Genomic DNA, 26,901 nt, shown 5'->3' with positions numbered 1-26,901 from the left:
GAGAGTGGGGGGCCTGGGAGGGTTGTCATGGCGAAGCAGAAGTCGGGGGAGATTATTGTCGGCCTCGACATCGGCACGACGAAGATTTGCGCCATCGTCGGGGAGCTGACCGACAGCGGTATCGACATCATCGGTATCGGGACGCATCCGTCGAAGGGGTTGCGCAAGGGCGTGGTGGTCAACATCGAGGCGACCGTCTCCTCCATCCGCCGCGCGATTGAAGAGGCGGAGCTGATGGCGGGCGCGGAGATTTCCCACGTCTACACGGGCATCGCCGGTGGCCACATCAAGGGTTTCAATTCCCAGGGCATCGTGGCGGTCAAGGACAAGGAGGTCCGCGAGGCGGACATCGCGCGCGTCATCGACGCGGCGAAGGCGGTGGCCATCCCCCTGGACCGGGAAGTCATCCACGTCCTGCCCCAGGAGTTCATCATCGATGACCAGGGCGGCATCAAGGAGCCCCTGGGCATGGCGGGCGTGCGCCTGGAGGCCAAGGTGCACATCGTCACGGGCGCCGTCTCCAGCGCGCAGAACATCGTCAAGTGCGCGAACCGGACGGGCCTGAATGTCTCCGACATCGTCCTGCAGCCGCTGGCGAGCGCCGAGGCGGTGCTGGGCGAGGACGAGAAGGAGCTGGGCGTGTGCCTCGTCGACATCGGCGGCGGCACCACGGACATCGCCATCTTCTCTGGCGGCTCCATCGTCCACACGGCGGTGATTGCGCTGGGCGGCAACAACCTCACCAGCGATATCGCCATCGGCCTGCGCACGCCGGCTCACGAGGCCGAGCGCATCAAGCAGAAGTACGGCTGCGCGCTGGCGTCGCTCATCAACAAGGACGACACGCTGGAGGTGCCGAGCGTGGGCGGCCGCCAGCCCCGCGTCCTCGGGCGGCAGATTCTGTGCGAAATCCTGGAGCCGCGCGTGGAGGAGATCTTCCAGCTCGTGCACCGTGAGATTCAGAAGTGCGGCTACGAGGACCTGCTGGCCTCGGGCGTGGTGATTACCGGTGGCTCCACGCTGCTGGCGGGCATGCCGGAGCTGGCCGAGGAAGTGCTCGGGCTGCCGGTGCGTCGGGGCATGCCGCGCGGCATCGGCGGGTTGGTGGACGTGGTGAAGAGCCCCATGTACGCGACGGGCGTGGGCCTCGTCGTGTACGGCGCCAAGCACCTGGACCGGCGCATGTTCCGCATCCGCGAAGAGAACGTGTACAAGAAGGTGAAGGGCCGCATGCGCGAGTGGCTCGAGGAAATCTTCTAGCGCCTCGGGACGCGTCCGCATCCTGGCGCCACGCGAAGGGGCTCTCCGGAAGGAGGGCCCCTTTTGCTTTTTCGACGGGGCGCGTCACGAACCGGCTCGGACGCCACGGTCTGGGCTGACGCGTCAACGAGGACCCGAGGCCCTGGGTTGACGAGTCAATGCGGGCCCGCAAGGCCCCAGTGGGGTGGGTCATCCGGTCCGGTTTCCAGAATCCGGATCCGTGATTCGGATCCGCTGCTTCGTCTCAGAGGGGACGGGAGGGAGAACCCCCCTGGGCCGGGGTAGGACCAGAAGTGGACGGAGGGTGGCTCCTGGATTGCTATGTGCCGTCGATGCCGCCCGGGCCCCACTTCACTCCGCGCGGCCCAGGCCTATGAAACCGAACCCACAAACTCCTACTTCGCTGGTCGAGTCGCGGCGCGTACGTGCTCGCTTGCCCGCCGTCGGCCTGCTGGCACTCCTGTGTGCCGCGCTGGTGGCCCCTTCCGCCTACGCGTCCGCTGACACCTTCCACCTGGGCGATGGCTCGGACGGCGCGCTCACCGTCAACGCGCCGGGCACCGTCGTCAACACCTATACGCGGGTGACGGCGGCGGTTCCGGCCGGCCAGAGCTTCGTCACGGTCACCTCGACGACGGGCTTCGCGGTGAATGACCTGGTGCTGGTGTTCCAGGCAGCGGGCCTCACGGCCCCGACGTCGGGCAGCCAGACGCCCATCGACCTGAACGCTCCCGCCAACGTGGCGGTGGGCCGGTGGCAGTTCGGGCGCGTGCAGGCGCTGACGGCGACGCGCCTCACCTTCACCGCGCCGCTCACGGTGGCCTTCGCGGCCAACACCGGGACGCAGGCCATCCGCGTTCCCGAGTACTCCACGGTGACCGTCAACGCGGCGGGAAGCCTCGTCGCCAGGCCGTGGGATGGCACCACGGGTGGCGTGCTCATCTTCCTGGCCACGGGCGCGGTGAACAACGCGGGCTCCATCTCCGCGACCAACGCGGGCTTCCGCGGCGGCATCTTCTGGAATGGTGCCGGAGATGGCTGCACCGGCATCAACCAGGCCTATCCGGGCGGCGCGCCGAAGGGCGAGGGCGTGGCGCTGGGGAGCTACGACAACACGGACCCCTTCGCGGCGGGAACGACGGGCTACGGCAACATCGCGAACGGCGCGGGCGGCGGTATCTGCCACAACTCGGGTGGCGGCGGTGGTGGCAGCGCGGGGGCGGGTGGCAAGGGCGGCCGCACATGGAGTGGCGATACTCATGCCACGACTGGCGCTCCTGCTCCCTCTCGTGACGTGGGCGGTCTGGGCGGCACGCGCATGGACTTCAGCGCGGTGGACCATCTGCTCTTCGGTGGTGGTGGCGGTGCGGGTCATAGCAACGACGACTTTGGCGGCGGCGGCAGCGCGGCGGGCGGCATCGTGTTCATTCGCGCGGCTTCGCTGGCTGGCGCGGGGACGATTTCCTCCAATGGCGTGGCGGGTGAAAACGCTCGCGAGGATGCCAACGACGCGGCGGGTGGAGGTGGCTCAGGTGGAACGATTTATCTGCGCGTCACGGGTGCGTTGACCTGCGGCAACAACCTGGTGTTGGCGCGCGGCGGTAACGGCGGCAGCACGGTCTTCCCTGAGCACGGCACGGGCGGCGGCGGTGGTGGTGGTCACATCCTGCTCCAGGGCGGCACGATGAATTGCTCCCCCTCCGTCGCGGGCGGTATCCCGGGCACGCAGCCCACGGCGGGCGCTCCGGATGGCCTCACCTACGGCGCCATCGCGGGCAGTCCCGGTGTCATCACCACCCTGGCGGGCCCCTTCGTGACGCCGTCGGCCCCGGTGGTCGTGACGCCCGCCAACGGCTCCACCACGGGCGTGCGTCCTCCCATCACTGGCACTGCGACCCCGAACTCCTCGGTCGTCATCTCCGTGGACGGCGTGGTGCTGGCCACCGTCACGGCGGATGCCGCGGGCAACTTCACGTACACGCCGGTCGTGGACCTGACGACGGGCGTGCACACGGTGAATGCCGTGTCCGTGCTGAACGGCGCCTCGAGCATGGTCAGCAACACCAACACCTTCACGGTGCAGAACGCGCTGCCTCCGCCGGTCGTCGTCACTCCGGCGAACAACGCGGTGCTCACGACCGCGCCAACGCAAATCACTGGCACGGCGTCGGGCGGTGCCACGTCCGTGGTGCTCACGCTCAATGGCGTGACGTACCCGGCCATCGCCGTGACCGGCGGTAACTGGACGTTCCCGATTCCCGTCGCGGTGACGGACGGCGTCTACAACATCTCGGTCGTGTCCCAGGATGCGACCCGTACGAGCACGGCCACGACGTCCACCTTCACGGTGGACACGGCGACGTCGGTGAGTGTCACGACGCCGGCCGAGGGTGCGGTGCTGACCAACGGTGTGGTGACGTACTCGGGAACTGCGGAGCCCGGCGCCTCGGTGGCGGTGGTGGTGGATGGCACCACGGTGGGCACGGTGACGGCGGCGGCGAACGGCACCTGGTCGGTGCCGGTGGCGACGCCGCTGGCGGATGGGCCGCACTCGGTGACGGCGACGGCGACGGATGCCTCGAACCACACCGCGACGGACACGAACACCTTCACGGTGGACACGGGCACGTTCGTGAGCGTGACGACGCCGGCCGAGGGCGCGGTGCTGACCAACGGCGTGGTGACGTACTCGGGTACCGCGGAGCCGGGCTCCACGGTGGTGGTGACTGTCGACGGGAATACGGTGGGCACGGTGACGGCGGCGGCGAATGGCACCTGGTCGGTGCCGGTGGCCGCGGCGCTGGCGGACGGCGCGCACTCGGTGACGGCGACGGCGACGGATGCGCTGAACCACACCGCGACGGACACCAACACTTTCACGGTGGACACGGGCACGTTCGTGAGCGTGACGACGCCGGCCGAGGGTGCGGTGCTGACCAACGGAGTGGTGACGTACTCGGGCACGGGTGAGCCGGGCGCCACGGTGGTGGTGCGTGTCGACGGCGCCACGGTGGGCACGGTGACGGTGCCGGCGAACGGAATCTGGTCGGTGCCGGTGGCGACGCCGCTGGCGGATGGGCCGCACTCGGTGACGGCGACGGCGACGGATGCGCTGAACCACACCGCGACGGACACCAACGCCTTCACGGTGGATGCGACGACGAACGTGAGCATCACCACGCCGGCGGAAGGCGCGGTGCTGGACGACGGCGCGGTGACGTACTCGGGCACCGCGGAGCCGGGAGCCACCGTGACGGTGGTGGTGGACGGCAATACGGTGGGCACGACGACGGCGGCGGCGAATGGCACCTGGTCGGTGCCGGGCAACTCGTCGCTGGGCGACGGTCCTCACTCGGTGACGGCCACGGCCGAGGACGCGAGCGGCAACACCGCGACGGACACGAACACCTTCACGGTGGACGCGTCGACGAACGTGAGCATCACCACGCCCGCGGATGGCTCGACCATCAGCGACCCGATGGTGACGTACTCGGGTACCGCGGAGCCGGGCGCCACGGTGACGGTGGAAGTGGATGGTACGGTGGTGGGCACGACGACGGCGGCGGCGAACGGCAGCTGGTCGGTGCCGGGCAACTCGTCGCTGGGTGAAGGTCCTCACACGGTGACGGCCACGGCCGAGGACGCGAACGGCAACACCGCGACGGACACGAACACCTTCACGGTGGACACGTCGACGAACGTGAGCATCACCACGCCTGCGGATGGTTCGACCATCAGCGACCCGATGGTGACGTACTCGGGTACCGCGGAGCCGGGCGCCACGGTGACTGTCACCGTGGACGGCACGGTGGTGGGCACGGTGACGGCGGCGGCGAACGGCAGTTGGTCGGTGCCGGGCAACTCGTCGCTGGGCGAAGGTCCCCACACGGTGACGGCCACGGCCGAGGACGCATTCGGCAACACCGCCACGGACACGAACAACTTCACGGTGAACACGTCGACGAACGTGAACATCGCCACGCCGGCGGACGGCTCGACGGTCGGCAACCCCGTGGTGACGTACTCGGGTACGGCCGAAGCGGGCGCCACGGTGACTGTCACGGTGGACGGCACGGTGGTGGGCACGGTGACGGCGGGTGTCGATGGCAGCTGGTCGGTGCCGGTGGCCACGACGCTGACGGACGGCTCGCACACGGTGGTGGCCACCGCCGAGGACGGCGACGGCAACACCGCGACGGACACGAACACCTTCACGGTGGACACGGCCACGACGGTGAGCATCACCACTCCCGCCGAGGGCGCGGTGCTGACCGACGGAGTGGTGACGTACGTGGGGACCGCGGAGCCGGGCGCCACGGTGACTGTCACGGTGGACGGCACGGTGGTGGGCACGGTGACGGCGGCGGCGAACGGCAGCTGGTCCGTGCCGGTGGCGGCGGAGCTGGCGGATGGAGCGCACTCGGTGACGGCCTCGGCGGAAGACGCCCAGGGCAACACCGCGACGGACACCAACGCCTTCACGGTGGACGCCACGACGTCGGTGAGCATCACCACGCCGGCGGAGGGCTCCACGGTGACCAACCCGGTGGTGACGTACTCGGGTACGGCGGAGCCGGGCGCCACGGTGACGGTGGTGGTGGACGGCACCACGGTGGGTACGGCGACGGCGGGCGTCGACGGCAGCTGGTCGGTGCCGGTGGCCACGCCGCTGGTCGACGGGCCGCACTCGGTGACGGCCACGGCGGAGGATGTGAATGGCAACACCGCCACGGACACGAACACCTTCACGGTGAACTCCGTGCCGGACACGCGCATCACCGCGAGCCCGCCCGTGAACACCGCCAGCACCGACGCGGAGTTCAGCTTCAACTCCGTCACGGGAGACCCGCGTGACACCTTCGAGTGCTCGCTCGACGGCGCGGCCTTCACCCCCTGCACCAGCCCCATCAACTTCACGGGCCTGCCCGAGGGAACGCACACCTTCCAGGTGCGCGCGGTGGACGCGGACGGCGACGTGGACCCCACGCCCGCCCACTTCATCTGGTCCATTGGCCTGGACACGGACGGCGACGGCCTGACGGACACGGAGGAGATTGCCATCGGCACGGACCCGAACAACCCGGACACGGACGGCGATGGCGTGTCGGACGGCATCGAGGTGGAAGTCGGCGGGACGGATCCTCTCGACGACGACTCGGATGACGACGGTCTGATGGACGGCACCGAGGACAAGGACCACGACGGCATCGTCGACGCGGACGAGACCGACCCGAACGAGGCGGACACGGACGGCGACGGCATCCAGGACGGCACGGAGCTGGGCCAGACCGTGCCCGAGGGCTCGGACACCGACGCGACGGTCTTCATCCCCGATGCGGACCCGACCACCGTCACCAACCCCCTCAACCCGGACACGGACGGTGGCAGCGTGCGTGACGGCGTGGAGGACGCGAACCACAACGGCCGCATCGACCCGGGCGAGACGGACCCGAACCTGGCCGCCGACGATGTGGACTCCGACCTGGACGGCGTGAGCGACGAGCGCGAAATCGAGCTCGGCATGGATCCGCATGACGCGGACACGGACGACGACGGCGTGCCGGACGGCGATGAGGCCCTCACCGACACGGATGGGGACGGCACCATCGACGCGTTGGATCCGGACAGCGACAACGACGGCATCAACGACGGCACGGAGAGCGGCGTGACGCGGGAGACGGCGCCTCCGGGCACCAACGTCGACTCGCCGAACTTCGAGCCGGACCTGGACCCCACCACCACCACCGACCCGACGAATCCGGACACGGATGGTGATGGTCTGAACGACGGCCGGGAGGACGCGGACCACAACGGCCGCGTGGACGCCACGGAGACGGACCCGAACGACGCCGACACGGACGACGACGACCTGAACGACGGCGTGGAAGTCACGGGTACCAATGCGACGAACCCCCTCAACCCGGACACGGACGGTGACGGCCTGAACGACGGCCGCGAGGACGCCAACCACAACGGTGGCTTCGACAACGGCGAGACGGACCCGAACAACCGCGACACCGACGCTGGTGGTGCGAGCGACGGTGACGAGGTCAACGGGGGCTCCAACCCGCTGAACGGCGATGACGACTTCGTCGTCGTGGGCCGTGGCTGCAGCACGGGAGGGGCGGGCACCTTCGTTCCGCTGGCGCTGCTGTTCCTGGCACTGCCCCTGTTCGGTCGCCTCCGCCGCGTGGCGGGGCGCTCGTCGCGGGGCGTGGCGGCGGCCGTCACCGGAGGCCTGGTCCTCGCGGGCACGCTCGCGGCCCAGCCTGCCCATGCGCAGGTGACGACGCCGGGCCCCGTGTCGCAGTCCATCGACGTGCAGCGCTTCAAGCCGGGCCCGGGCGCCGAGGACATCCTCGGCATCCACAGCGCCCGCGTGCAGCGCCACCTGGGGTTGAACCTCGGCCTGTCGCTCAACTACGGGAGCAAGCCGCTCAACTTCCTGGACCCTCGCTCGGACCGGTTCATCACCGCGCTGGTGAGCCGTCAGCTGGGAATCGACCTGATGGGCGCGGTGGGTCTGTTCGACCGCTTCGAAATCGGCGTGATTCTGCCCGTGACAATTCAGGGCTCGGACCCGGCGCCGCAGGTGGACGCGTCCTTCTCACAGGGCGTGGGTGGCGGTGGTATCGGCGACCTGCGACTGGTGCCGAAGGCGCGCCTGATTGATGGGGAGCGCTTCGGCCTCGCGCTGGCGGTGCCGGTGTCGCTTCCCACGGCGGGTGGCAACGACTTCCTCGGCGGTTCCGGGGTGAGCGTGCAGCCGAAGCTGGTGGCCGAGTACGGCGAGAAGGTCCGCTTCGCCGCCAACGTCGGTGTGGACATCCGCGAGAAGCAGGTGCTGCGCAACCTGACGGCGGGCAATGCGTTCACCTACGGCCTGGGCACGGAGATTCCCTTCACGCTGGGCCGCCTGCCGCTGTCCGCCGAGGCGACGGTGATTGGCGCCATCGGCCTGGACGAGCAGGACACGGAGGAGAGCCCGCTGGAGCTGCTGGCCGCGCTGAAGTACCGCGCGGTGAGCGGTTTCACGGCGCACCTGGGCGGTGGACCGGGCCTCACCCGGGGCTACGGCACGCCGGGCTACCGGCTGCTGGCGGGCTTCGGCTACAGCCCTCCGCCCGAGCCGAAGAAGGCGGCGCCTCCTCCGCCGGTGGACACGGACGGCGACGGCCTCTACGACCCGGACGACAAGTGCCCCACGCAGCCCGAGGACAAGGACGGCTTCGAGGACGCGGATGGCTGCCCGGACCCGGACAATGACCAGGACGGCATCCTCGATGGCGACGACAAGTGCGTGAACGAGCCGGAGACGAAGAACGGCTTCCAGGACGAGGACGGCTGCCCCGACGAGGCTCCGCCCGTGGACACGGATGGCGATGGCCTCTTCGACCCGGATGACAAGTGCCCGAACCAGCCCGAGGACAAGGACGGCTTCCAGGATGGGGACGGCTGCCCGGACCCGGACAACGACAAGGACGGCATCCCGGACGTCGCGGACAAGTGCCCCAACGAGCCCGAGGTCATCAACGGCGTGGCGGACGAGGACGGCTGCCCCGACAAGGGCAAGGTGAAGGTCCAGGTGGATGGCGAGCGCATCCTCATCCTGGAGAAGGTCTACTTCGCCACGGGCAAGGACATCATCCTCCCGCGCTCCTTCCCGCTGCTGAAGCAGGTGGCCGCGGTGCTGCGCGCCAACCCGCAGGTGGAGCTGCTGCGGGTGGAGGGGCACACGGATGACCAGGGCAACGACGCGTCCAACCTGGACCTGTCCAAGCGCCGCGCCGCCAACGTGCGTGCCTTCCTGGTGAAGGAGGGCATCGACGCCGCCCGCCTGGAGTCGCAGGGCTACGGTGAGACGAAGCCCGTCGACACCAACAAGACGGCGAAGGGCCGCGAGAACAACCGGCGCGTGGAGTTCAACATCGTCCGCATTGGCAAGGTGGAAGTGGAGCGCGTGGCCCCCTGATGTCGTCGCGCCGCCCCGGGCGCCCACCGTGGTGCCCCGGGGCTGACAGCCAAAGTCGTTGACGCGAGGGTGGTTCCGGCAAGTCGTCCGGGGCCACCCTCGGTTTTTTAGGGGAGGTCCGTCCACCACCCGGAGTCGGGGGCGCGTGACGCTCCGTGAAGACCCTCCACGTGTGTCGTGGAACAGGGGGGAAAGGGGTGGCGCCGATGCGGGGAGACCTGCCAGGGTGCTCCATCCAGCGCGAGTCAAGGGGCGAAGTGGACCCGCCACGCCGCGCTGCCTGCTTTCGGGGCCGCTGCGTAAGTCCGCGTCAGGACTCGGCGCCGCGCCATCCCGCTACATGTGCGTAGCGGAATACTTGCCAAAGATCCGGACTTGCTGATGATTGCGGAGGTTGGAGGCTTGCGCGCTGCATCGCGCGACGCCTGCCGAAAGGACCGCCATGGACCAGTTCGATCAGAACAAGCAGGCCGCCAAGATTCGGGTCGTCGGGGCGGGTGGGGCCGGCTGCAACGCGGTCAACACGATGATTCTGTCCAAGCTGGACCGCGTGGACTTCATCGCCGCCAACACGGATATCCAGGCGTTGGCCGCCAGCAAGGCGCCCACGCGGCTGCAGCTGGGCCAGACGCTGACCAAGGGCCTGGGCGCCGGCGCCAACCCGGAGATGGGCCGCGAGGCCGCGCTGGAGTCGCGAGACCAGATTGCCGCGGTGCTCGAGGGCGCCGACATGGTCTTCGTCACGGCGGGCATGGGCGGCGGCACCGGCACGGGCGCGGCGCCCATCATCGCCGACATCGCCAAGAGCCTGGGTTGCCTCACGGTGGGCGTCGTCACCAAGCCCTTCCTCTTCGAGGGCAACAAGCGCCGCAAGCAGGCCGAGCAGGGCATCGTCGAGCTCAAGGCCGCGGTGGACACGCTCATCACCATTCCGAACCAGCGCCTGCTGTCGCTCTCCAACGAGCCGATGCCGCTCCTGGAGACCTTCAAGCGCGCCGATGAGGTGCTGCTGAATGCCGTGCAGGGCATCAGCGACCTCATCCAGTACCACGGCTACATCAACGTCGACTTCGCCGACGTGAAGACCATCATGAGCGACAAGGGCCTGGCGCTCATGGGCACCGGGCACTCGTCCGGCGACAAGCGCGCGCTCACCGCCATGCAGCAGGCCATCTCCAGCCCGCTGCTGGAGGACGTCTCCATCGACGGCGCCACGGGCCTGCTCATCAACATCACCGGCGGTCGGGACATGACGCTCCAGGAGGTCAACGAGGCGTTGACCCTGGTCCACGACGCGGCGGACAGCGAGGCGGAGATCATCTTCGGCTCGCTCATCGACGACCAGATTCAGGATGAGGTGAAAATCACCATCATCGCCACCGGCTTCGTCCACCGCGACGCGCCCAAGGTGCGCACGGTGACGCCGGTGGTCCAGGTTCCCCTGGCGCGGCCCGCGCAGCAGTCGGTGCTCATCCACAGCGTGCGCGAGGAAGTGGCCAGCCTGGTGCCTGCCAAGAGCGGCGCTTCCCGTCCGCTGGCGGCCGTGGACAACAACAAGTCCGTCAGCAACCGGACCGCCGTGGTGAAGGACTCCGCGCTCCCCCTGGACGAGGACCAGTTCGACATCCCCACCTTCCTGCGCCGCCAGGGGCAGACCGAGCTGCCGTAGCCGTCAGGCGACGTGGGGCTCAGCGGGCGGGCAACCGCGCCACGCTCGCCTCGTCACGCCCGGCCAGCTTGTCCGCGCGGGTGAAGAGGGTGTCCAGCTCTTCATACAGCGCGTCGATGCGCTCCTGCTTGCGGGGCGCCGGAATCACGCCGCCACCGGCCAGCTCCTCCAGCCGGGCACTGGCGCGCTGCAGCAACTGGAGCGCCTTGAGGAGCGACAGCCCTCGGCGCGTACCCTCCTGGGTGAAGAGCGTGCCGCTCTGCGTGAGGGCTTCGAGCGTGCCTCGGACGCTGCGGACGCGGTCCGACTGGCGGGTCCGGTAGAGGTCCAACCGACGCGCGCGGCGAGCGCCATGGAGGTCGACCACGCCAACGCCGGTGCCTGAGGAAGAGGTGGGCTTCACGGTGTGGCAAGGTACGTCATGCCTTTGTAGAGCCGCAAATTTACTGGACTGTAGGGACCTGTTGCACGCCTGCCCGCGCCCTTGTCAGGGAGGGGGGCGGGGGTTAGGTTCGCCGCCCTTCCGCACACGAGGGCACGCGCCATGTTCCAGAAGTTGCTCATCGCCAACCGGGGAGAAATCGCCCGTCGCATCGGCGCGGCGGCCCGGCAGATGGGGCTCAAGACGGTGGCCGTGTACTCGGACCCGGACGCGGAGCTGCCGTTCGTGAAGGAAGCGGACGAGGCCGTGCGCATCGGCCCCGCTCCGGCGAAGGACAGCTACCTGAGCATCCCGGCGATTCTCGAGGCCGCGAAGAAGACGGGCGCCCAGGCCGTGCACCCCGGCTACGGGTTTCTGTCCGAAAACGGAGAGTTCGCCCAGGCGTGCCAGGACGCGGGACTCATCTTCGTGGGTCCGCCGCCGGAGGCCATGGCGCGGATGAAGGACAAGAGCCAGGCGCGCAAGCTGGTGTCCGCGGCGGGCGTCCCCGTGGTGCCCGGCAGCGAGGGTCTGGTGCCGGACGTGGCCACCGCGCTGGCCGAGGCCGAGCGCATCGGCTACCCGGTGTTGTGCAAGGCCGCGGGCGGCGGCGGCGGCATCGGCATGGCGGCGGCGAACAACCCCGCCGAGTTGGAGAAGGTGTTCCGCCAGTGCACGGACCGGGCGAAGTCCGCCTTCGGCCGTGAGGGTGTGTACCTGGAGCGCTACTTCCCCGCGCCTCGCCACATCGAGGTGCAGATTCTGGGAGATCACCACGGCCACCTCATCCACTGTCTGGAGCGCGAGTGCTCCATCCAGCGGCGCCACCAGAAGGTGGTGGAGGAGGCGCCGTCCGTGCTGTTCGCGGACGGGAAGAACGCGGAGCTGGCCCAGACGCTCTTCACCGCGGCCGTGACAGCGGCCAAGACGTTCGGCTACGCCAACGCGGGCACGGTGGAGTTCCTGTACTCGGACGGACAGGTCTACTTCATCGAGATGAACGCGCGGCTCCAGGTGGAGCACCCGGTGACGGAGCTGACCACGGGGCTGGACCTCATCGGCTGGCAGCTGCGCATCGCCGCGGGCGAGCACCTCACGGTGAAGCAGGAGGACGTGAAGCGGCGCGGGGCGGCGCTGGAGTTCCGCATCTACGCGGAGGACCCGGTGAAGTTCTTCCCGTCACCGGGGCCGCTGAAGGTGTTCCAGCCTCCCACGGGCGAGGGCGTGCGCCTGGACGCGGGCTATGCCGAGGGCAACACCGTCACGCCGAACTACGACCCGCTCATCGCCAAACTCATCATCTCCGGCGCCACGCGCGCGGAGGCGATTGAGCGCTCGGTGACGGCGCTGCAGGACTTCCGCATCGAAGGCATCAAGACGAACATCCCGCTCCACCTGCGAATCGTTCAGGATGCGGCCTTCAAGGCCGGCGAGCTGGATACGCATTTCCTGGAGCATCACGCGAAGCCGGCGTAGTGGCAGGCTCCCGCTTCATCACCCCTTTGGAGGAACGGACTTATGGCGGACGTTGCGGCGCATATCACCGGCACCGTGTGGAAGATCGAGGTGCAGGTCGGCCAGCAAGTCAAAGAGGGCGACACGCTGGTCATCCTCGAGTCCATGAAGATGGAGATGCCGGTGGAGACGACCGAGGCCGGCACCGTGAAGGAGATTCGGTGCAAGGAGGCTCAGTCCGTCAACGAGGGTGATGTCCTCGTGGTGCTCGGGTAGTCGTGGTGGAGCCCTCGGTGGAGGTGGAAGACCGCGAGGGCGGCGTTCGGGTGTTGACGCTGTCCAACCCGGCCCGGCGCAACGCGCTGAATGACGCGATGCTGGCCCGGTTGGACGCGGCGCTGGAGCCCGCGCCACACGTGCGGGTGCTGCTGGTGCGGGGCGCGGGCGGTACCTTCTGCGCGGGCTACGACTTGACGCACCTGGGGCCCCCGGGTGCGGACGGGCGCCTGCCGGATGACGCGCTGGTGGAGTGTCTGCTCAAGCTGGAGCACCACCCCGTGCCCAGCGTGGCGCTGGTGCAGGGGGCGGCCGTGGGCGCGGGCTTCGACCTGGCGGCCTCGTGCGACTTCCGGGTGGGCGCGCCGGACACCGTCTTCCTCATGCCCCCGGCGAAGCTGGGCATCGTCTACTCGCCGGAGGGCCTGGCGCGGGCGACGCGCCTGGTGGGCCTGTCCCGGGCGAAGCAGCTCTTCCTCACGGCGCGGAAGCTGGATGCGCGTGAGGCGCTGGACTGGGGACTGCTCGACGCGTGCGAGGGCGACGCGGAGGCCCAGGCCTTCGCGCTGTGCGCGACGCTGGCGGGCCATGCACCGGGCGCGGTGTCGGGGATGAAGGAGTCCTTCGGGCTGCTGTCGCGGGCGCCACTGGGTGACGCGGAGCAGGCGAGGCTCAGAGCGCTTCGCGCGGCGGCGTTTGGTAGCGAGGACGCGAAGGAAGGGCGTGCGGCCTTCCTGGAGAAGCGTCCGCCCCGCTTCACCGGCCGCTAGTCACGCGGCCGGCGAGGCGGTGTCGGGGCTTCAGGTGTCGCCGAACAGCTCGCCCATGCGCAGCTGCAGCGCCGAGGCAATCTTGTAGAGCGACGAGATGGACGCGGAGGACTCCGCGCGTTCAATCTGGGACAGCAGTGACACGGACAGGCCGGTGCGTCGCGCGAGCTGCTTGAGCGTGAGCTCCTGCGTCTTGCGCGCGTCGCGGATGGTGCGACCGATGGCGCGGTGCAGGTCCGCCTCCGGGTCCTGGGACAAGCCCTTCTTCTGGAGGGCGTTGCGGACCGCGGTGATGAACTGCTCCGGCTCCATGGGCTTCTTGACGTAGTCAGAAGCCTGGGCCTTGAGCGAAGCGACCGCCGTATCCACCGTGGGGTACGCGGTGGCGACGATGACGGCAACGTCCGTATCGTACTTGCGGATCAGCTCAAGCACCTCGGTCCCCGACATCTGCGGCATCATCATGTCGAGGATGACGAGGTGGAAGTCGGAACCTCGGAGGATCTCCACTGTCTGCGTGGGGTCCGTCGTGGTCACGACCTCGTAGCCTTCGCGGGTCAGCACCAGCTTGAGGTAGTCGCAGTTGTCCTGCTCGTCATCAACCACCAGGATGCGAATCTGCACAGCGTCTCCTCGCTGCAGGTGAACTTCGTCGAGCTGGGGCTCGGGGAGGGGGCGAGCACGTGCAGCCGATGGGGGATGGTTCTCCTCCCTGGTTTTACAGCTTTCAGCCGTCGTAGTCTTTCAGTTGTGACTCGACGCCCTTGCGATAGGGATGGTCGGCCGGAGCGAGTTGCAGGAACTTCCGGTAGTGCTTCGCGCCCTCGTCAATCTCGTCGAGCCGGGCCTTGGTGATTCCCAGCATGAGATGGCAGTCGGCGTTCTCCCCATCCAGCTTGGCGCATTGATCCGCGACCACGAGCGCCTCTCGGTACTTCTGCTTCTTGATGAGCGCACCCGCGCGCGCCACGAGCTGAGCGGTCTTCTCGTTGAGCTCGTCCGCGGCGTTGGCAACAGGCGGGGGCTCTTCCTTCCCGGCGGCCGGCACCGCCGCCGGAGGAGGCTTCGCCCTGGCCGCTTCGAGCTCCTTCAGCTTCGCATCGTACTGGGCCTTCAGCGACGTATACCGCGCGGTATAGAGCTTGGTCTTCGCGCTGGCTTCGAGCGGCGCCTTCGCCTCATCGGGCCTGTTCGCATCCAGCGCCTGCTTGGCCTTGTTGAGTTCGGTCTCGACGACCTCTTCGACCGCCACGTCGTCCAGGAGCTTCTTCGCGTCGCGGGGGTACTTTCCGTCCGCGCCGCGGGTCTTCTCCAGCTCGGTCCGGGCGCCCTTGAAGTCCAGGGCTTCGAACGCCTTGAGCGCCGCGGCCATGAGCTCTTCGGTCGTCGGCTTCACCGGCTCGGGCGGGGTCTCCGGTGGGGCAGTCGTCGTCCCGGTCTGCGCCGTCGGCGGAACCCGGGTGTCCTCGGGCGGCTTCACGGGAGGGGCGGGCGGAGGCTCCACGGGCTGGGTCGGCTGAGCGACCACCGGGTCCTGGATGGGCTGATTGCCCGTGCCCTGGCCCTGCTTGGACATCCAGAACGCGACGCCACCACCACCCAGGAGCAGGGCGATGAGCCCGGCCACCAGCGGCATCTTCGACATGCCGCCTTCGCTGGCGGGAGCGTCCTCGCCGTCGCCGGCATCCCCCGCGCCCATGAAGCGCAGCTTCACGTGACCCAGCTCGACGATGTCGCCGCTGTTCAGGGTGGCCTGGGCGTAGCTCTCGCCGTTGACGGTCATCCCGTTCGCCGACTGCATGTCGATGACGCGCCACTCACCCGTCGCCTCGCGCACCAGCTTGGCGTGGGTGCGTGACAGCGAACGATGGTCCAACGTGATGTCGTTGTCGTCCGTGCGACCGATGCGCAGCTCGGTCCGGATGCACGCGAACTCCTGGCCCCGCAGCTCGTCCGGGGTCAGCACCACCAGCCGGGGCGCATCCTTTGTATCGATGTCCTCCAACTTCCGGGGCCGGTCGGCCTCGACATGATCCAACCGGATGATGGAGGTCGAGTTCCGCCGCTTGTCCGCGGAGGCTTGGGATGGGGGCGTGTGGTCGTGCTCGTCGCCGTCTCCAGGTGCCTCCTCCTCACTCTCCGAGCGGTCAGGCTCCTCGGGCTCGGCTTCCTGCCGGCGTGTGGGTACCTTGGTGGTGATGGGGCCAACGGCATTCGCGGCGCCCTCGGCCTGGAGTGCCAGGTCGTAGTCGCCAATCTGGATCAGATCGCCCTCACTGAGGGGCGACTGACCAGCGATGCGCTCTCCGTTGATCCGGGTGCCATTATAGCTACCCAGATCCTCCACCACGACATGGCCGTTCAACCGCACCAGTCGTGCGTGACGACGAGACACGTTACGTTCGGTCAGGCGGATGGTGTTTCCCTCCTGACGTCCGATGGTGATCTCGTCGCGCACGAAGGGAACAACGGTCTTGCGCCCCTCGTCGTCTTCGATGATGAGCTTCAGCACGGGTCCGATCCGCGTACAGTCATAGCAGAACGGCCTTTCAACGCACAAGTCATGCATCCCCCTCAAATGACAGGGCTTTCTCCCCAGGAGGCGGGGCAGCCGGGTCTGTTGTCCATCGGTCAATCGGCCGGCCAAGGGAGCGCTCGTCCGATTCCCTGGGTCACCCTGGCCCTCGCGGGGCTCCTGGTGGCTGTCCACGGGGTCCTCGTTGCCCTGGGTCCCATCGACGTGGACGCGCTGGTGCGTTGGGGCGCGAAGGCAGGGCCGCTGGTGCTCGAGGCGGGGCAGGTCTGGCGGCTCTTGTCGGCCAACCTGCTGCACCGGGATGCGCTGCACCTGGCGCTCAATGTCACCGTGCTGGTGGCGGCGGGGACGGCGCTCGAAAGAGCCTGTCGCCGTCGTGACTATGTCGCGCTGCTCATCGCCACCGGACTGACCACGATGGCGAGTTCGCTCGCCTGGTCGGGCGCGGTGAGCGTGGGTGCCTCCGGGCTCGTCTATGGATGCATGGGCGCGCTGCTGGTGCTGGGCCGGCGTCACCGCTCGCGCCCGGGCTTCCGCGTGCGGTGGCTCTCCGGGGAAAGCGCACTTCCCACGGTGCTCGTGTTCCTCTGGATGGGTTGGACCTCCGTGGGCGTGGACAACGCGGGGCACCTGGGTGGACTGGTGGCCGGGTTGCTGGCGGGAGCGTTCCTGGATCCACGCGATTCCGAGCGGGCCTCTCGGACGAGTCTGGCGAGGCCGCTGGCAGGGGTGCTCGCGGCGCTGTTCGTGGCGGGCGGGGTGGTGATGGAGCGCTCGGGCTGGCGCGTGGAGCGGGACGACGGGTTCGGCGTCGCGGTGGCGATGCCCGAAGGCTGGCGGGGCGAGGTGGACAGGCAGGGACGGAGGACCTTCTCCAATGGATTGCCCGGACTGGGGCGCGCCACGTTCTCCGCGGAGGCCATCGAGGCGGGCGAGCCCGTGGATGGTCTGGCGCAGGCCCGGCACTTCCACGATGAGACGCTGCCCTTGGGCGCGCCCGGACCCGAGGGGCGGACGTTGTCGGTGCAAGGGCCGTCGCGGACGCTGGTGGGAGGACGTGTCGCGCAGCGGCTGCGCGCGGAGCTCGAAGGGCCCGATGGAGGGCGCCACCTGCTCGCCTTCTTCGTGCCTCGGGGAGAGTGGGTCTATCGCCTCGTCTTCACCTGGCCCGCGCGGTGGCCCGCGTATCAGGAAGTCGTGGGCCGGATGGTGGCGGAGCTGCGCTTCGACGAACCCTCGGTGCTGCGCGAGGCGCGAGGGCGGGCGCTGCTGTCGCCCGGAGCACCGGGACCTCAGCGGGAGCTGGGCGCGGTGTTGCGGCGGCTGGGGTTGTCCCGGGAGGCCGTCACTCCGCTCGCGGAGGCGGTGCGTTTGTCACCCTCGCACGTGGGCGCTCGGGTGGAGTTCGCACGCGCGCTGCTCGATGCCGGTCGCGTGGAGGAGGGGTGTCATGCGGCGGACGAGGCCCAGGTCTATGGCCCCTCGGACACGGGGGCGCTGGAGGCGGGCGTACGGTGCGAGCTGGCCCGGGGCGCGCTTCCCCGGGCGTTGGAGCGACTGGAAGAGGCGCGACGCGTGGACCCACAGGATGCGCGTCTGCGGGCCGCCGAAGCCGCGCTGAGGACGGTGCTGGAAGCGTCTCCGTCCTCGATTCCCCGAGAGACCTCGAGTCCAACGCCGCGCTGACGCGTTGGCTCCGAGGCCTCCTTCGGGAAGCCGTGGGCTCTGCCCGGCCTCAGTCCTCGTCCTTGAGCAGGAAGTCGTTGTTGATGACCTTGAACGACAGCCTGCCGCCCAGCGTGGGCGAGTGCCGCTCGACGAGCGGGCGGATGACGATGCCCTCCTTGCGGTTCTTCGTGCCCGGGTAGAGGCCCTGGGCGAGCCGCAGGTAGTGCTCCAGTCCCTGGTCGAACGTCCGCGCGTCCTCGCCCGTGATGACGTGCTCCACCGGCACCGTGCGCAGCCCGTGCCGCGCGCAGAACGAGACGAAGTCCGCATGGCCCAGGAACTGTCCCGTCCGGGTGTCGTGGACGCTGAAGACGAACAGGTCCACCTCGGCGAGTCCCAGGCGGTTCTTCTGGATGCCGGGGCCACACAGCTCCCCCTGGATGGCGAAGCCCGGAGGCAACGCGGTGTCCAGCGAGTACCGCTTCGCCACGGTCCACGCCCGGTTCGTTCCGGGTCGCAGAGACCAGTTCCGGGAGCACGCCACCAGCGGGCCGTCGAGCGGCTTGAAGAACGTCGCGGAGGTCCCATCCAGCTTCATCGTCACGAAGAAGTCGTGGCCTCGAAGCTCGTCCAGGACGCCGAGCGCCGACTGCAGGCGGATTTCATCCGTCCTCGGCACCTCGCCCGGGAAGGGCCCGGCCACGTCGCTGCCCTCGGGCGGTGCCGGCTCGTACTTCACGACCCCCAGGCTGTCGCGCACGTCCGTGCCCTCGGGGGGCACCGTGCCCTCCAGGATGGACGTGGGCAGCGCGAGCCCCTGGGACAGCACGCCCCGCAGTCGCGCGGTCTTCACGCGAAAGCTCCGGGCCCTGAGGAACTCCGCCCAGGGCGCGCCCTCCGGAAGCTGGCTGTCGATTTCGAAGAAGACGCACGCGTCACCGGGGGCGAACTCGCCCTTCCTCACCACCACGTCCCAGCCCATCACCCGTGCCTTCAGGATGTTGTCGGCTCCGGGGATGGCCTCCAGGTGGTCGATGCGCTGAATCGAGACGAGCTTTCTCTCCATGACGGGACCTCCCTCCTCGCCACCGGCGAGGGCCGGGGCTCCCGAGCGACGCCCTGGAAGGCTCCGGCTGACGGTGCCTCGATATCAGGAATCCCTGGGCTTCGGGCACAGCGGACTCACCACCGCGCGCTGAAGGCTCGCACCACGATGCCCGCGCCGAGCGTCCACTCGTCACGGCGCGAGAGGCCCGCGTCACCCACGACGTAGCCGCCAGAGAGCCGCAGCGCCACGGGTTGGTCCGCCACGGCGAGGAACACGCGCTCCAGGGAGGCATCGGCGCGGGCGCGGAAGTCCGTTCCACCTTCGAGGCCAAGGGTCCACCCCGCGAGCCCCGAGGCACGAAGGGCCCACAGTCCATCTTCGCTCTCCAGGCCCAGGTCGAACATGAGCGAGGTGAAGGGAGACAGCGCGTGCTCGGTGGTGTCTCCCGCGCGGCGCAGCGTGTGGCTCGCCACCGGGCCGAAGCCGAGCCAGGCGCGCCCGGTCTCCGAGCGCAGCGGGTCGACAAGGAGCCCCATGCGCCCCGTCTCCAGCGTCCACCCTGGACCTTCCCACTCGCGCCGCTCCAGGTGCGCGGCGCGCAGCGCCACCGTCACGTCGAACGGGAAGGGGATGCGCACCGGCCGCGCGGTGGGAATCAGGATGAAGCCTTCCTCCAGGTGGCGACGCAGAAGTCCGTCATAGGCGGTGAAGCCCCAGCCTCGCCGCTCGCCATCCCAGAGGTCCACGCCCAGGAGTCGGTGGTTGGTGAACCAGGGCGTGCCCTTGCTGCGGCTGGTGCGCCCGGTGCGGATGCGCACGCTCGAGTGCAGCGTCAGCGCCCCCACGCCGTCGCGCACCGTCGCGCCCGTGCCCACCACCCAGCCATCCCCGGGGTCGAAGCAGGTGGGAAACGGCTCGCCCCGCGAGTCCGTGGGGAGACACGGGTCCGGTGACGGAGGGCCCGCGCCTGGCGCCGAGGCCAGGAGCAATGCGAGTCCAAGCGCGAGCACGTTCAATCCCGGGCCTTTTCGGCGATGGGCGCGGAGCGGCGCGCGGGGGCCCACAGCGAGAAGCGCAGGCCCGCCGAGGCGGACCACTCCCAACGCTCCGGCAGGAAGGCGATGTCGTTGCGCCACACCCCGCGCGCGTCCGCGACCAGGCTCAGCGGCTGGTCGTTGATGGCCAGCAGGATGAGCTCGTAACCGGCGGAGAGCCTGAGCCGCTCGGGCCTGAGCGGACGACCCTCCACGGCACGCGACAGGAGCACCTTCTCCGCCTCCACGCCGAAGCGCAGGTGGTGGAACCCATCCCGGTCCAACGTCAGGTTGCCTTCGAGCGCCGCGCCGGGCACCAACGTGCTGATGCCGTTCTCGTAGTCGCGCTCCGCGGAGGGACCCGCGCGCACGCGCACGTAGGACACCAGGTCTCGCGAGTGCCACAGGTCCAGGGTGGCGTGCAGGGTGCCCCAGGTGAGGAACCCACCCCGGGCCTGGCCGCGCTCCAGGTCCTCCACGCGCAGCGTCTCCAGCCACACGCCCAGGTTGATGCTGACGTCGTACCGTCGCGGCTCACCGAAGAAGGTCGTTATCCGGAAGAGCGGCTCATCGCGCTCGACGCTGAAGTCGTAGCGCAGCAGCGAGAAGTCGATGGAGGGCTCGCCGAGCGACAGCTCCGTCTCCAGGAAGTGCAGCCGGTGCAGCCGCTTGCGCGCGGCCAGCTCCAGCGCGATGCCGAAGTCCAGGCGCACGCGGTCCTCGCGCGCCTCGTCGCCGGGCCACAGCGGGCTCCAGGCGCCGCCCAGCCAGACGCGCCGGTGCAGGTCGAAGTTGAACTGCATCACCCGACCGCGCTCGTCGCGATACCAGCCCGGCGGCGCGTCCGCGATGGAGGGCTCCAGCCGGTACGTGCGCAGCTCCTCGTTCGGGACGGGCGCGGCCTCCTCGGGGACGCAGGGACGCACCCGCTCCAGGAAGCGCTCCGTCTCCTGGCCGTCGACATCCAGCTCGCGGCGCGGGGTGATGAGACAGCGACGCTGCTCGTGACTGCACTGTGCGCGCCACTGGCCGGAGGGCACGTTCGGCGTCGGCGGCAGCTCCAGGCACAGCGCGGGCCGCTCCGAGTCCTGGAAGGGCAGCGGCACGGCGGGCGGCTGGATGATGGGTGGCGCGACCTCGGCGGGGGCGACCTCAACGGGGGTAACCTCAGCGGGCGGGCCACCCTCCACCTGCCCCAGGAGCAGGGCACAACCCAACGTCACCGCGGACACGAGCATGGAGCCTCCAAATCTGGACGGGGGCGGGCAATACAAGGCCCGTGCCCCCGCTCGCCCGGCGGGCTCCCTCCATGTGGGCCTCCCACCTTCGTGCAGGCTCCTGCACAATGGCGCGCACGCTGCCTCACGGTGTGCCTCCGGCGGAGGTCGACCGGCGAGGGTGGCGGGGATATAAGGCCGCGTCCTGCCCGTGGTGCGCAGGCAACCGCCCGAAACGACTCAAGGAGCCCTTCACCCGTGGCGAGCGACGGCGAACAGCAGGAACAGCAGCAAGAGCAGACCTTCGCCGAGGCCATTCTCGGCAAGGAGACCTTCTCGGCGCGGTGGATGCAGCGGTGGCTCGCGCTCTCCGCCACCACCCGGGTGGTGTTTTCCACGGCCCTCTTCGCGGGCCTGCTCTTCATCCCCTACCTGGGCGCGGTGGGCCTGTGGGACTGCTGGGAGACCCACTACGGCGAAGTGGCGCGGATGATGATCGTCCGCCGCGACTACCTGTATCCCTTCTGGGAGAACGCGTGGTTCTTCTCCAAGCCGCCGCTGACCATGTGGATGCAGGCGCTGGGCATGCAGGTGGTGGGCACGGTGCGCTCGGGAGGCCAGCTCGGGCTGTACACCGAGTGGGGCATGCGCGTGCCCTTCGTGCTCCTGAGCATCACCGCCGTGACGCTCCTGTCCCTGGCCGTGTCGCGCGTGGTGAACCGCCGCGCGGGCCTGGCCACCGGCTTCGTGCTGGCCACCATGCCGCTGTACTTCCTGCTCACGCGGCAGACGGTGACGGACACGCCGTTCGTCACCACGTTCGTCTGCGCGATGGCGTGCGCGCTCATCGGCCAGCTCGATGACACGACGAAGCACCGCGCCGCCTGGTGGTACGGCTTCTATTTCTTCGCGGGCCTGTCCACGCTGGCCAAGGGCCTGTTGGGCGTGGGTCTGCCCGCCGTCATCCTCGTGCTCTACGCGGCGCTGGCCGTCATGCCCTGGGACGGGCCGAGCCTCGATGCGCATCTGCGCTGGCTGACGGACGGAGGCTTCCGCAAGGACGTCCGAGAGGGCCGCCAGCCCATGCCGGTGCTGTGGGCGCAGATGCACAAGATGCACCTGGGCACGGGCATCCTCGTCTTCTTCGCGGTGGCCGCGCCCTGGTACGTGGTGATGTCCCTCTTCAAGAGCGTGGACGACGAGGGCAAGCTCTTCTGGTACCGCTTCTTCGTCCACGACCACCTCAACCGCCTCACTGCGGGCGTGCACACCACCACGCCGGGTGGCACGTTCATCTACTTCATCGAGCAGGGGGGCTTCGGCATCTTCCCCTGGGTGGCCCTGCTGCCCGGCGCTTTCGCCATCATCGCGAAGCTGAAGCTGCGCTCGGAGAAGAAGGCGGACCACCTGGCCATCATCGCCGTGGTGTGGGTGGCCTTCTCCTTCTGGCTCCTGGCCTCCAGCGCCACCAAGTTCCACCACTACGTCTTCCCCGTCCTGCCCGGCCTCGCGGTCCTCATCGCGCTCTTCATCGACCGGCTCTGGGAAGAGGGCATTTCCGCGCACGCGGTGAGCCTCATCTTCGGCCTGGTCCTCTTCGTCCTCGTCGGCAAGGACCTGGCGGAGAACCCGAAGAACTTCACCGACCTGTTCGTCTACAACTACGACCGGCCCTATCCGCAGGACCTGGTCACCAAGCCCATCGCGTTCTTCTCCCGCGCGCTCTGGACGGGCGACCTCGTCACGCTGGTGCTGCTCGCCTTCGGCGTCTACCTGTCGTTCGAGGCGTTCTCGCCCAAGACGCGTGAGAAGGTGACGCCGGGCTCGCGCGCGGTGGCGCTGCTCATGCTCCTGGGTGGCGCGGCCACGCTGGCCGCGGTGGCGTCCGGCGCGAAGGTGTCCGCGACGGGGCTGGTGGGCGTGGCGGTGGCGGTGGTGGGCGGCTTCCTCGGGTGGCAGTCGCTGCGCCCGAAGACGGAAGGTCGCGCGTCGCTCCAGGCCCTGGCCGCGGTGCTGGCGCTGGCGGGCGTGGTGCTGGCGGTGCGCGGCTTCAAGAATCCCGCGGGTGAGGACTCGCTGCTGCGCTCGCTGTCGGAGCCCGTCAACATCAAGGGTGCGCTGGGCTTCGTCTTCGCGGTGGCGGGCGCCATGGCCGTCGTGGCGACGCTGATGCGGGCGCGGGTGATGTTGTTCGGCACCTTCTGGGTGCTGGCCGCCGGCTTCGCCCTCTGGTTCAACTGGAACCACTGGGTGGACCTGTCCCACCACTGGACGCAGAGAGACCTCTTCTGGCGCTACTACTCGCAGCGGCAGGAAGGCGAGCCCATCGTCGCGTACCTGATGAACTGGCGCGGCGAGACGCTCTACTCCAGCAACACCGTGGAGCAGTACCGCAGCGGTGACTACAACGCGAAGCTGCGCTCGCTCGTCGCTCGGCCCGGTCGCGAGTGGGTGCTCGCCGAGCAGAAGATGCTCTCCTCGCTGCGCAGCGCGGTGGGCGCGGACAAGGTCGTCACCCCGGTCGACAAGGACATCAACAACAAGTTCGTCCTGGTGACCATCGATTGAGCGGCATCGACGTCCGGGGTCTGGGCAAGCGCTTCGGCGAACGCGTCGCCGTGGAGGGGCTCACCTTCCACGTGCGGCCCGGTGAGGTGTTTGGCCTGTTGGGGCCCAACGGCGCCGGGAAGACGACGACGGTGCGCATGCTCACCGGTCTGTTGACCCCCAGCGAGGGGGAGGCCGTGGTGTGGGGCCACCGCGCGGACCGCGACGGCGAGGGGCTGCGCAAGGTGGTGGGGCTGCTCACCGAGCAGCCCGGTCTCTACGAGCGGCTCACCGCCCGGGAGAACCTGCGCTTCTTCATGAAGCTGCACGAACTGGACGAGTCCAAGGCGTGGCCGCGCACGCAGCACTACCTGGAGCGCTTTGGCCTGGGAGGCCGCGAGCAGGAGCCGGTGGGGGGCTTCTCCAAGGGCATGCGTCAGAAGCTCGCCATCGTCCGCACCCTCGTGCATGACCCGCGCGTCATCTTCCTGGACGAGCCCACCAGCGGCCTGGACCCGGAGTCCGCGCGCACGGTGCGCGACGCCGTCGCGGAGCTGGCATCGGAGGGGCGCACGATTGTCCTCTGCTCGCACAACCTCTCGGAGGTGGAGCGGCTGTGCGAGCGCGTCGCGGTGGTGAAGCGGCGGCTGCTCCTGATGGGGCCGGTGCGGGAGCTGCGGCGCTCGGGGCAGTCGCTGGACGTGCGGGTGGACGGCGAGGCGGAGCGCTTCCGCAACGCGCTGACGTCGCTGCCCTTCGCGCCCAACGTGCTGGCCGAGGGCATGCGGCTGCGCGTCATGCTGGAGGACGAGGCCCACGCGCCAGACGTGCTGGCGTGCCTGGTGGGCGCGGGCGCGCGCGTGCACAGCGCGGTGCCGGCGCAGCGTCCCCTGGAAGAGGTGTACCTGGACCTGCTTCGTGAAGAGGGCGCTTGAGCCATGGCATTCCGTCCGCGTCGAGCCCTGGCCGTGTTCTGGAAGGACTTCCTGGACCTGCGCAAGAACGTGGGGCTGCTCGTCTCCATGGCGGTGCTGCCGGCCGTCATGGTGCTGGTGCCCATCGTCGTCGTGTGGACGTACGTCAACACGCCCAACAGGGCCGACCTGCGCAGCGTCGCCCAGTTCTATGACCCCACGCTGCCCTTGGGCGCGAGCGCGGCGCGCTTCCTCATCGACAAGACGCTCACCGACTGGTTCGGGCTGTTCCTCGTCATGCCCGTCTTCGTCCCCATCCTCATCGCGTCCCAGAGCGTCGCGGGAGAGAAGGAGCGGCGCACGCTGGAGCCGCTGCTCGCCTCGCCGGTGACGGCCGCGGAGCTGGTGGCGGGCAAGAGCCTGGCTGCGCTGGTGCCCGCGGTGGTGATTACCTGGGTGGCCTTCATCATCTTCTGCGTGGGCGTGGACATCGTCGCGTGGCCGATGGTGCAGGGGCCCCTGATGCCCAACGCCCTGTGGACCTTCGGCGTGCTGGTGATTGCCCCGCTGTTCGCCTTCTTCGGCAACGGCGTCGCGGTGCTCATCTCCGCGCGGGTGAGCGAGGCCCGCATGGCACAGCAGATTTCGGCCCTGGTCGTCCTTCCGCTCGTCGGCATGGTGGGCGGGCAGGTGGCCGGCGTCCTGAAGGCCGGGCTGGGCTTCTATGCGCTCCAGGGCGCGGTGGTGCTGGTCCTGGACGTGGTGCTCCTCTTCGCCAGCATCCGCCTGCTGGACCGCGAGCGCCTGGTCAGCCGCTGGGGCTGAAGTTCCCCCGGGAGGCCTCCCACCCGTTCACCGGCGGCCACCCCAGGGCCGCCTGGCGGGCGAGCGGCTAGGCAATCGCCAGTGAAACTGGCATCTTCCAGGGAGGGCTGCCGGGCGGAAAGCGGGCGCGCTTTCGTCACGGACGCCATGTTCTTAGAGAGGGTCGGGTGGGGGCGCGGATTTGCCGGCCGCCATGGCGGCCACGGAGGCGCTGACTAGCAATGGGTATCTTCGACACCATCAAGGGTGAGGCGAAGCGCAACTTCATCGCTCGCGCGGACACGGCGAAGGGGGAGATCATCTACAAGTATCCGGAGAACAACATCCGGATGCTCACCCAGCTGACCGTCGACGCCGATGAGGTCGCCCTCTTCGTCAAGGACGGCAAGGTCGAGGGCAAGCTGGGGCCCGGCCGTCACCAGCTCGACTCGAACAACATCCCGTTCCTGTCCGCGCTCGTGGAGAAGTTCACGGGTGGCAACCTCTTCGTCGCCGAGGTCTTCTTCGTCTCCGTCCGCGAGTTCGCGGGCGTGAAGTTCGGCGGGCCCATTGGCGACGTTCGGGACCCGGAGACGGGCCTGGGCATCGGCACCATGGTGTACGGCGACTTTTCCATCCGCGTGACGGACCCGGAGAAGCTCGTGGTGGGCCTGGTGGGCATGGGCCGCTCCAGCAACGAGGAGCTGCTGGGCTGGTTCAAGAACCAGGTGCTCAAGGTGACGAGAGATCGCATCGCCGAGCTGCTGGTGAAGAAGCGCTGGCCGCTGCTCGACGTGACGAGCGGTGCGTACACCGAGGAAATCGAGACCGAGGTCATCAGCGGCCTGAAGCCCCACGTGGACGGCTACGGCCTCACCGTGGTGCGGATGGGCAACTTCCACGTCAGCATCAAGGAGGAGGACGAGGGGACGCTGAAGAAGCTCTCCAAGGACGTCGCCTACTCCCGGCTGGCCGGTGGCTTCCAGCAGTACGCGCAGGGCCAGGCGATGCTGGGCGCGGCCGAGGGCATGGCCAAGGGCGGTGACGGCAGCGGCTCCGGCAACGCGCTGGGCGGCATGGGCATGGGCATGGGCTTCGGAATGGCCCAGCAGTTCATGAACCAGAACCAGCAGGGCCAGCAGCAGCGCCCCCAGGAGCCCGCGCAGCAGGCGGCTCCCGCCGACACGCGCAGCCCCGCGCAGCGCCTGAAGGAAATCAAGGAGCTGAAGGACGCCGGCGTCCTCTCCGACGAGGAGTACAACGCCAAGCGCGCGGAGCTGATGAAGCTCCTGTAGTCCGCTCGGGAGGAA

17 protein-coding genes are annotated in these 26,901 nt (G+C 69.2%); 11 read left to right on the top strand and 6 right to left on the bottom strand.

What is annotated here, in order from left to right; translation table 11 throughout:
• Nucleotides 1–27 precede the first annotated feature (27 nt).
• From ftsA to ftsZ, 3 genes are all read left to right on the top strand, one after another.
• The gene (ftsA, locus tag HUA78_RS03710; protein WP_141648320.1) at nucleotides 28–1,260 is read left to right on the top strand and encodes a cell division protein FtsA; all 1,233 of its coding nucleotides are present in this window, start codon (nucleotides 28–30) and stop codon (nucleotides 1,258–1,260) included.
• 373 nt (nucleotides 1,261–1,633) lie between these two features.
• Nucleotides 1,634–9,232 carry an Ig-like domain-containing protein gene (locus HUA78_RS03705; protein WP_174475681.1) on the top strand — a complete coding sequence of 2,533 codons (7,599 nt, stop codon included), beginning with the start codon at nucleotides 1,634–1,636 and terminating at the stop codon, nucleotides 9,230–9,232.
• Nucleotides 9,233–9,674: 442 nt separating this feature from the next.
• A complete protein-coding gene (ftsZ, locus tag HUA78_RS03700; RefSeq protein WP_141648353.1) occupies nucleotides 9,675–10,901 on the top strand; it encodes a cell division protein FtsZ in 1,227 nt (408 codons plus the stop codon).
• A gap of 19 nt (nucleotides 10,902–10,920) precedes the next feature.
• Here ftsZ and HUA78_RS03695 read toward each other — a convergent pair whose 3' ends face one another.
• A complete protein-coding gene (locus HUA78_RS03695) occupies nucleotides 10,921–11,304 on the bottom strand; it encodes a hypothetical protein (RefSeq protein ID WP_246137771.1) in 384 nt (127 codons plus the stop codon).
• Nucleotides 11,305–11,445: 141 nt separating this feature from the next.
• Between HUA78_RS03695 and HUA78_RS03690 the strand changes: the two genes are divergently transcribed.
• From HUA78_RS03690 to HUA78_RS03680, 3 genes are read left to right on the top strand one after another with little or no spacing between them, the layout of a single operon-like run.
• Nucleotides 11,446–12,798, top strand: coding sequence for an acetyl/propionyl/methylcrotonyl-CoA carboxylase subunit alpha (locus tag HUA78_RS03690; RefSeq protein WP_141648352.1), 1,353 nt, complete (start codon nucleotides 11,446–11,448; stop codon nucleotides 12,796–12,798).
• A 42-nt stretch (nucleotides 12,799–12,840) separates the two neighbouring features.
• Nucleotides 12,841–13,053 (top strand): biotin/lipoyl-binding carrier protein, encoded by a 213-nt coding sequence (locus HUA78_RS46160; RefSeq protein WP_141648351.1) that lies wholly within the window; start codon nucleotides 12,841–12,843, stop codon nucleotides 13,051–13,053.
• 5 nt (nucleotides 13,054–13,058) lie between these two features.
• Nucleotides 13,059–13,823, top strand: a complete 765-nt coding sequence (locus HUA78_RS03680) for an enoyl-CoA hydratase/isomerase family protein (protein WP_174475849.1) — start codon at nucleotides 13,059–13,061, stop codon at nucleotides 13,821–13,823.
• A 30-nt stretch (nucleotides 13,824–13,853) separates the two neighbouring features.
• Here HUA78_RS03680 and HUA78_RS03675 read toward each other — a convergent pair whose 3' ends face one another.
• Nucleotides 13,854–14,447, bottom strand: a complete 594-nt coding sequence (locus HUA78_RS03675) for a response regulator (RefSeq protein ID WP_141648350.1) — start codon at nucleotides 14,445–14,447, stop codon at nucleotides 13,854–13,856.
• 103 nt (nucleotides 14,448–14,550) lie between these two features.
• On the bottom strand, nucleotides 14,551–16,335 hold the full coding sequence (locus HUA78_RS03670) for an FHA domain-containing protein (RefSeq protein WP_371745486.1): 1,785 nt from the start codon (nucleotides 16,333–16,335) through the stop codon (nucleotides 14,551–14,553).
• A 66-nt stretch (nucleotides 16,336–16,401) separates the two neighbouring features.
• On the opposite strand from HUA78_RS03670, the gene HUA78_RS03665 reads away from it, so the two are divergent.
• Nucleotides 16,402–18,045 (top strand): rhomboid family intramembrane serine protease, encoded by a 1,644-nt coding sequence (locus tag HUA78_RS03665; RefSeq protein ID WP_254623534.1) that lies wholly within the window; start codon nucleotides 16,402–16,404, stop codon nucleotides 18,043–18,045.
• 49 nt (nucleotides 18,046–18,094) lie between these two features.
• Here HUA78_RS03665 and HUA78_RS03660 read toward each other — a convergent pair whose 3' ends face one another.
• The 3 genes from HUA78_RS03660 to HUA78_RS03650 form a co-directional block, all read right to left on the bottom strand.
• On the bottom strand, nucleotides 18,095–19,093 hold the full coding sequence (locus tag HUA78_RS03660) for an RNA ligase (ATP) (protein WP_174475678.1): 999 nt from the start codon (nucleotides 19,091–19,093) through the stop codon (nucleotides 18,095–18,097).
• A gap of 116 nt (nucleotides 19,094–19,209) precedes the next feature.
• Nucleotides 19,210–20,085 carry a hypothetical protein gene (locus HUA78_RS03655; protein WP_174465912.1) on the bottom strand — a complete coding sequence of 292 codons (876 nt, stop codon included), beginning with the start codon at nucleotides 20,083–20,085 and terminating at the stop codon, nucleotides 19,210–19,212.
• A 2-nt stretch (nucleotides 20,086–20,087) separates the two neighbouring features.
• A complete protein-coding gene (locus HUA78_RS03650) occupies nucleotides 20,088–21,347 on the bottom strand; it encodes a hypothetical protein (protein ID WP_174475677.1) in 1,260 nt (419 codons plus the stop codon).
• A 237-nt stretch (nucleotides 21,348–21,584) separates the two neighbouring features.
• Here HUA78_RS03650 and HUA78_RS03645 point away from each other — a divergent pair, with 237 nt between their 5' ends.
• From HUA78_RS03645 to HUA78_RS03630, 4 genes are all read left to right on the top strand, one after another.
• On the top strand, nucleotides 21,585–23,894 hold the full coding sequence (locus HUA78_RS03645; RefSeq protein WP_174475676.1) for a glycosyltransferase family 39 protein: 2,310 nt from the start codon (nucleotides 21,585–21,587) through the stop codon (nucleotides 23,892–23,894).
• A complete protein-coding gene (locus HUA78_RS03640; protein ID WP_174475675.1) occupies nucleotides 23,891–24,808 on the top strand; it encodes an ABC transporter ATP-binding protein in 918 nt (305 codons plus the stop codon). The genes HUA78_RS03645 and HUA78_RS03640 overlap by 4 nt, the downstream gene beginning before the upstream one ends.
• Nucleotides 24,809–24,811: 3 nt before the next feature.
• Nucleotides 24,812–25,612 (top strand): ABC transporter permease subunit, encoded by an 801-nt coding sequence (locus tag HUA78_RS03635; RefSeq protein ID WP_141645500.1) that lies wholly within the window; start codon nucleotides 24,812–24,814, stop codon nucleotides 25,610–25,612.
• Between the two features lie 221 nt (nucleotides 25,613–25,833).
• Nucleotides 25,834–26,886: an SPFH domain-containing protein gene (locus tag HUA78_RS03630; protein WP_174475674.1), complete on the top strand. Its 1,053-nt coding sequence runs from the start codon at nucleotides 25,834–25,836 to the stop codon at nucleotides 26,884–26,886.
• Nucleotides 26,887–26,901: the final 15 nt, after the last annotated feature.

The organism is Myxococcus sp. CA033 (assembly GCF_013336625.1).
Lineage (GTDB): Bacteria > Myxococcota > Myxococcia > Myxococcales > Myxococcaceae > Myxococcus > Myxococcus llanfairpwllgwyngyllgogerychwyrndrobwllllantysiliogogogochensis.
The sequence above is the reverse complement of the archived record's forward strand: the minus strand, read 5'-3'. Positions and strand labels throughout refer to the sequence as shown.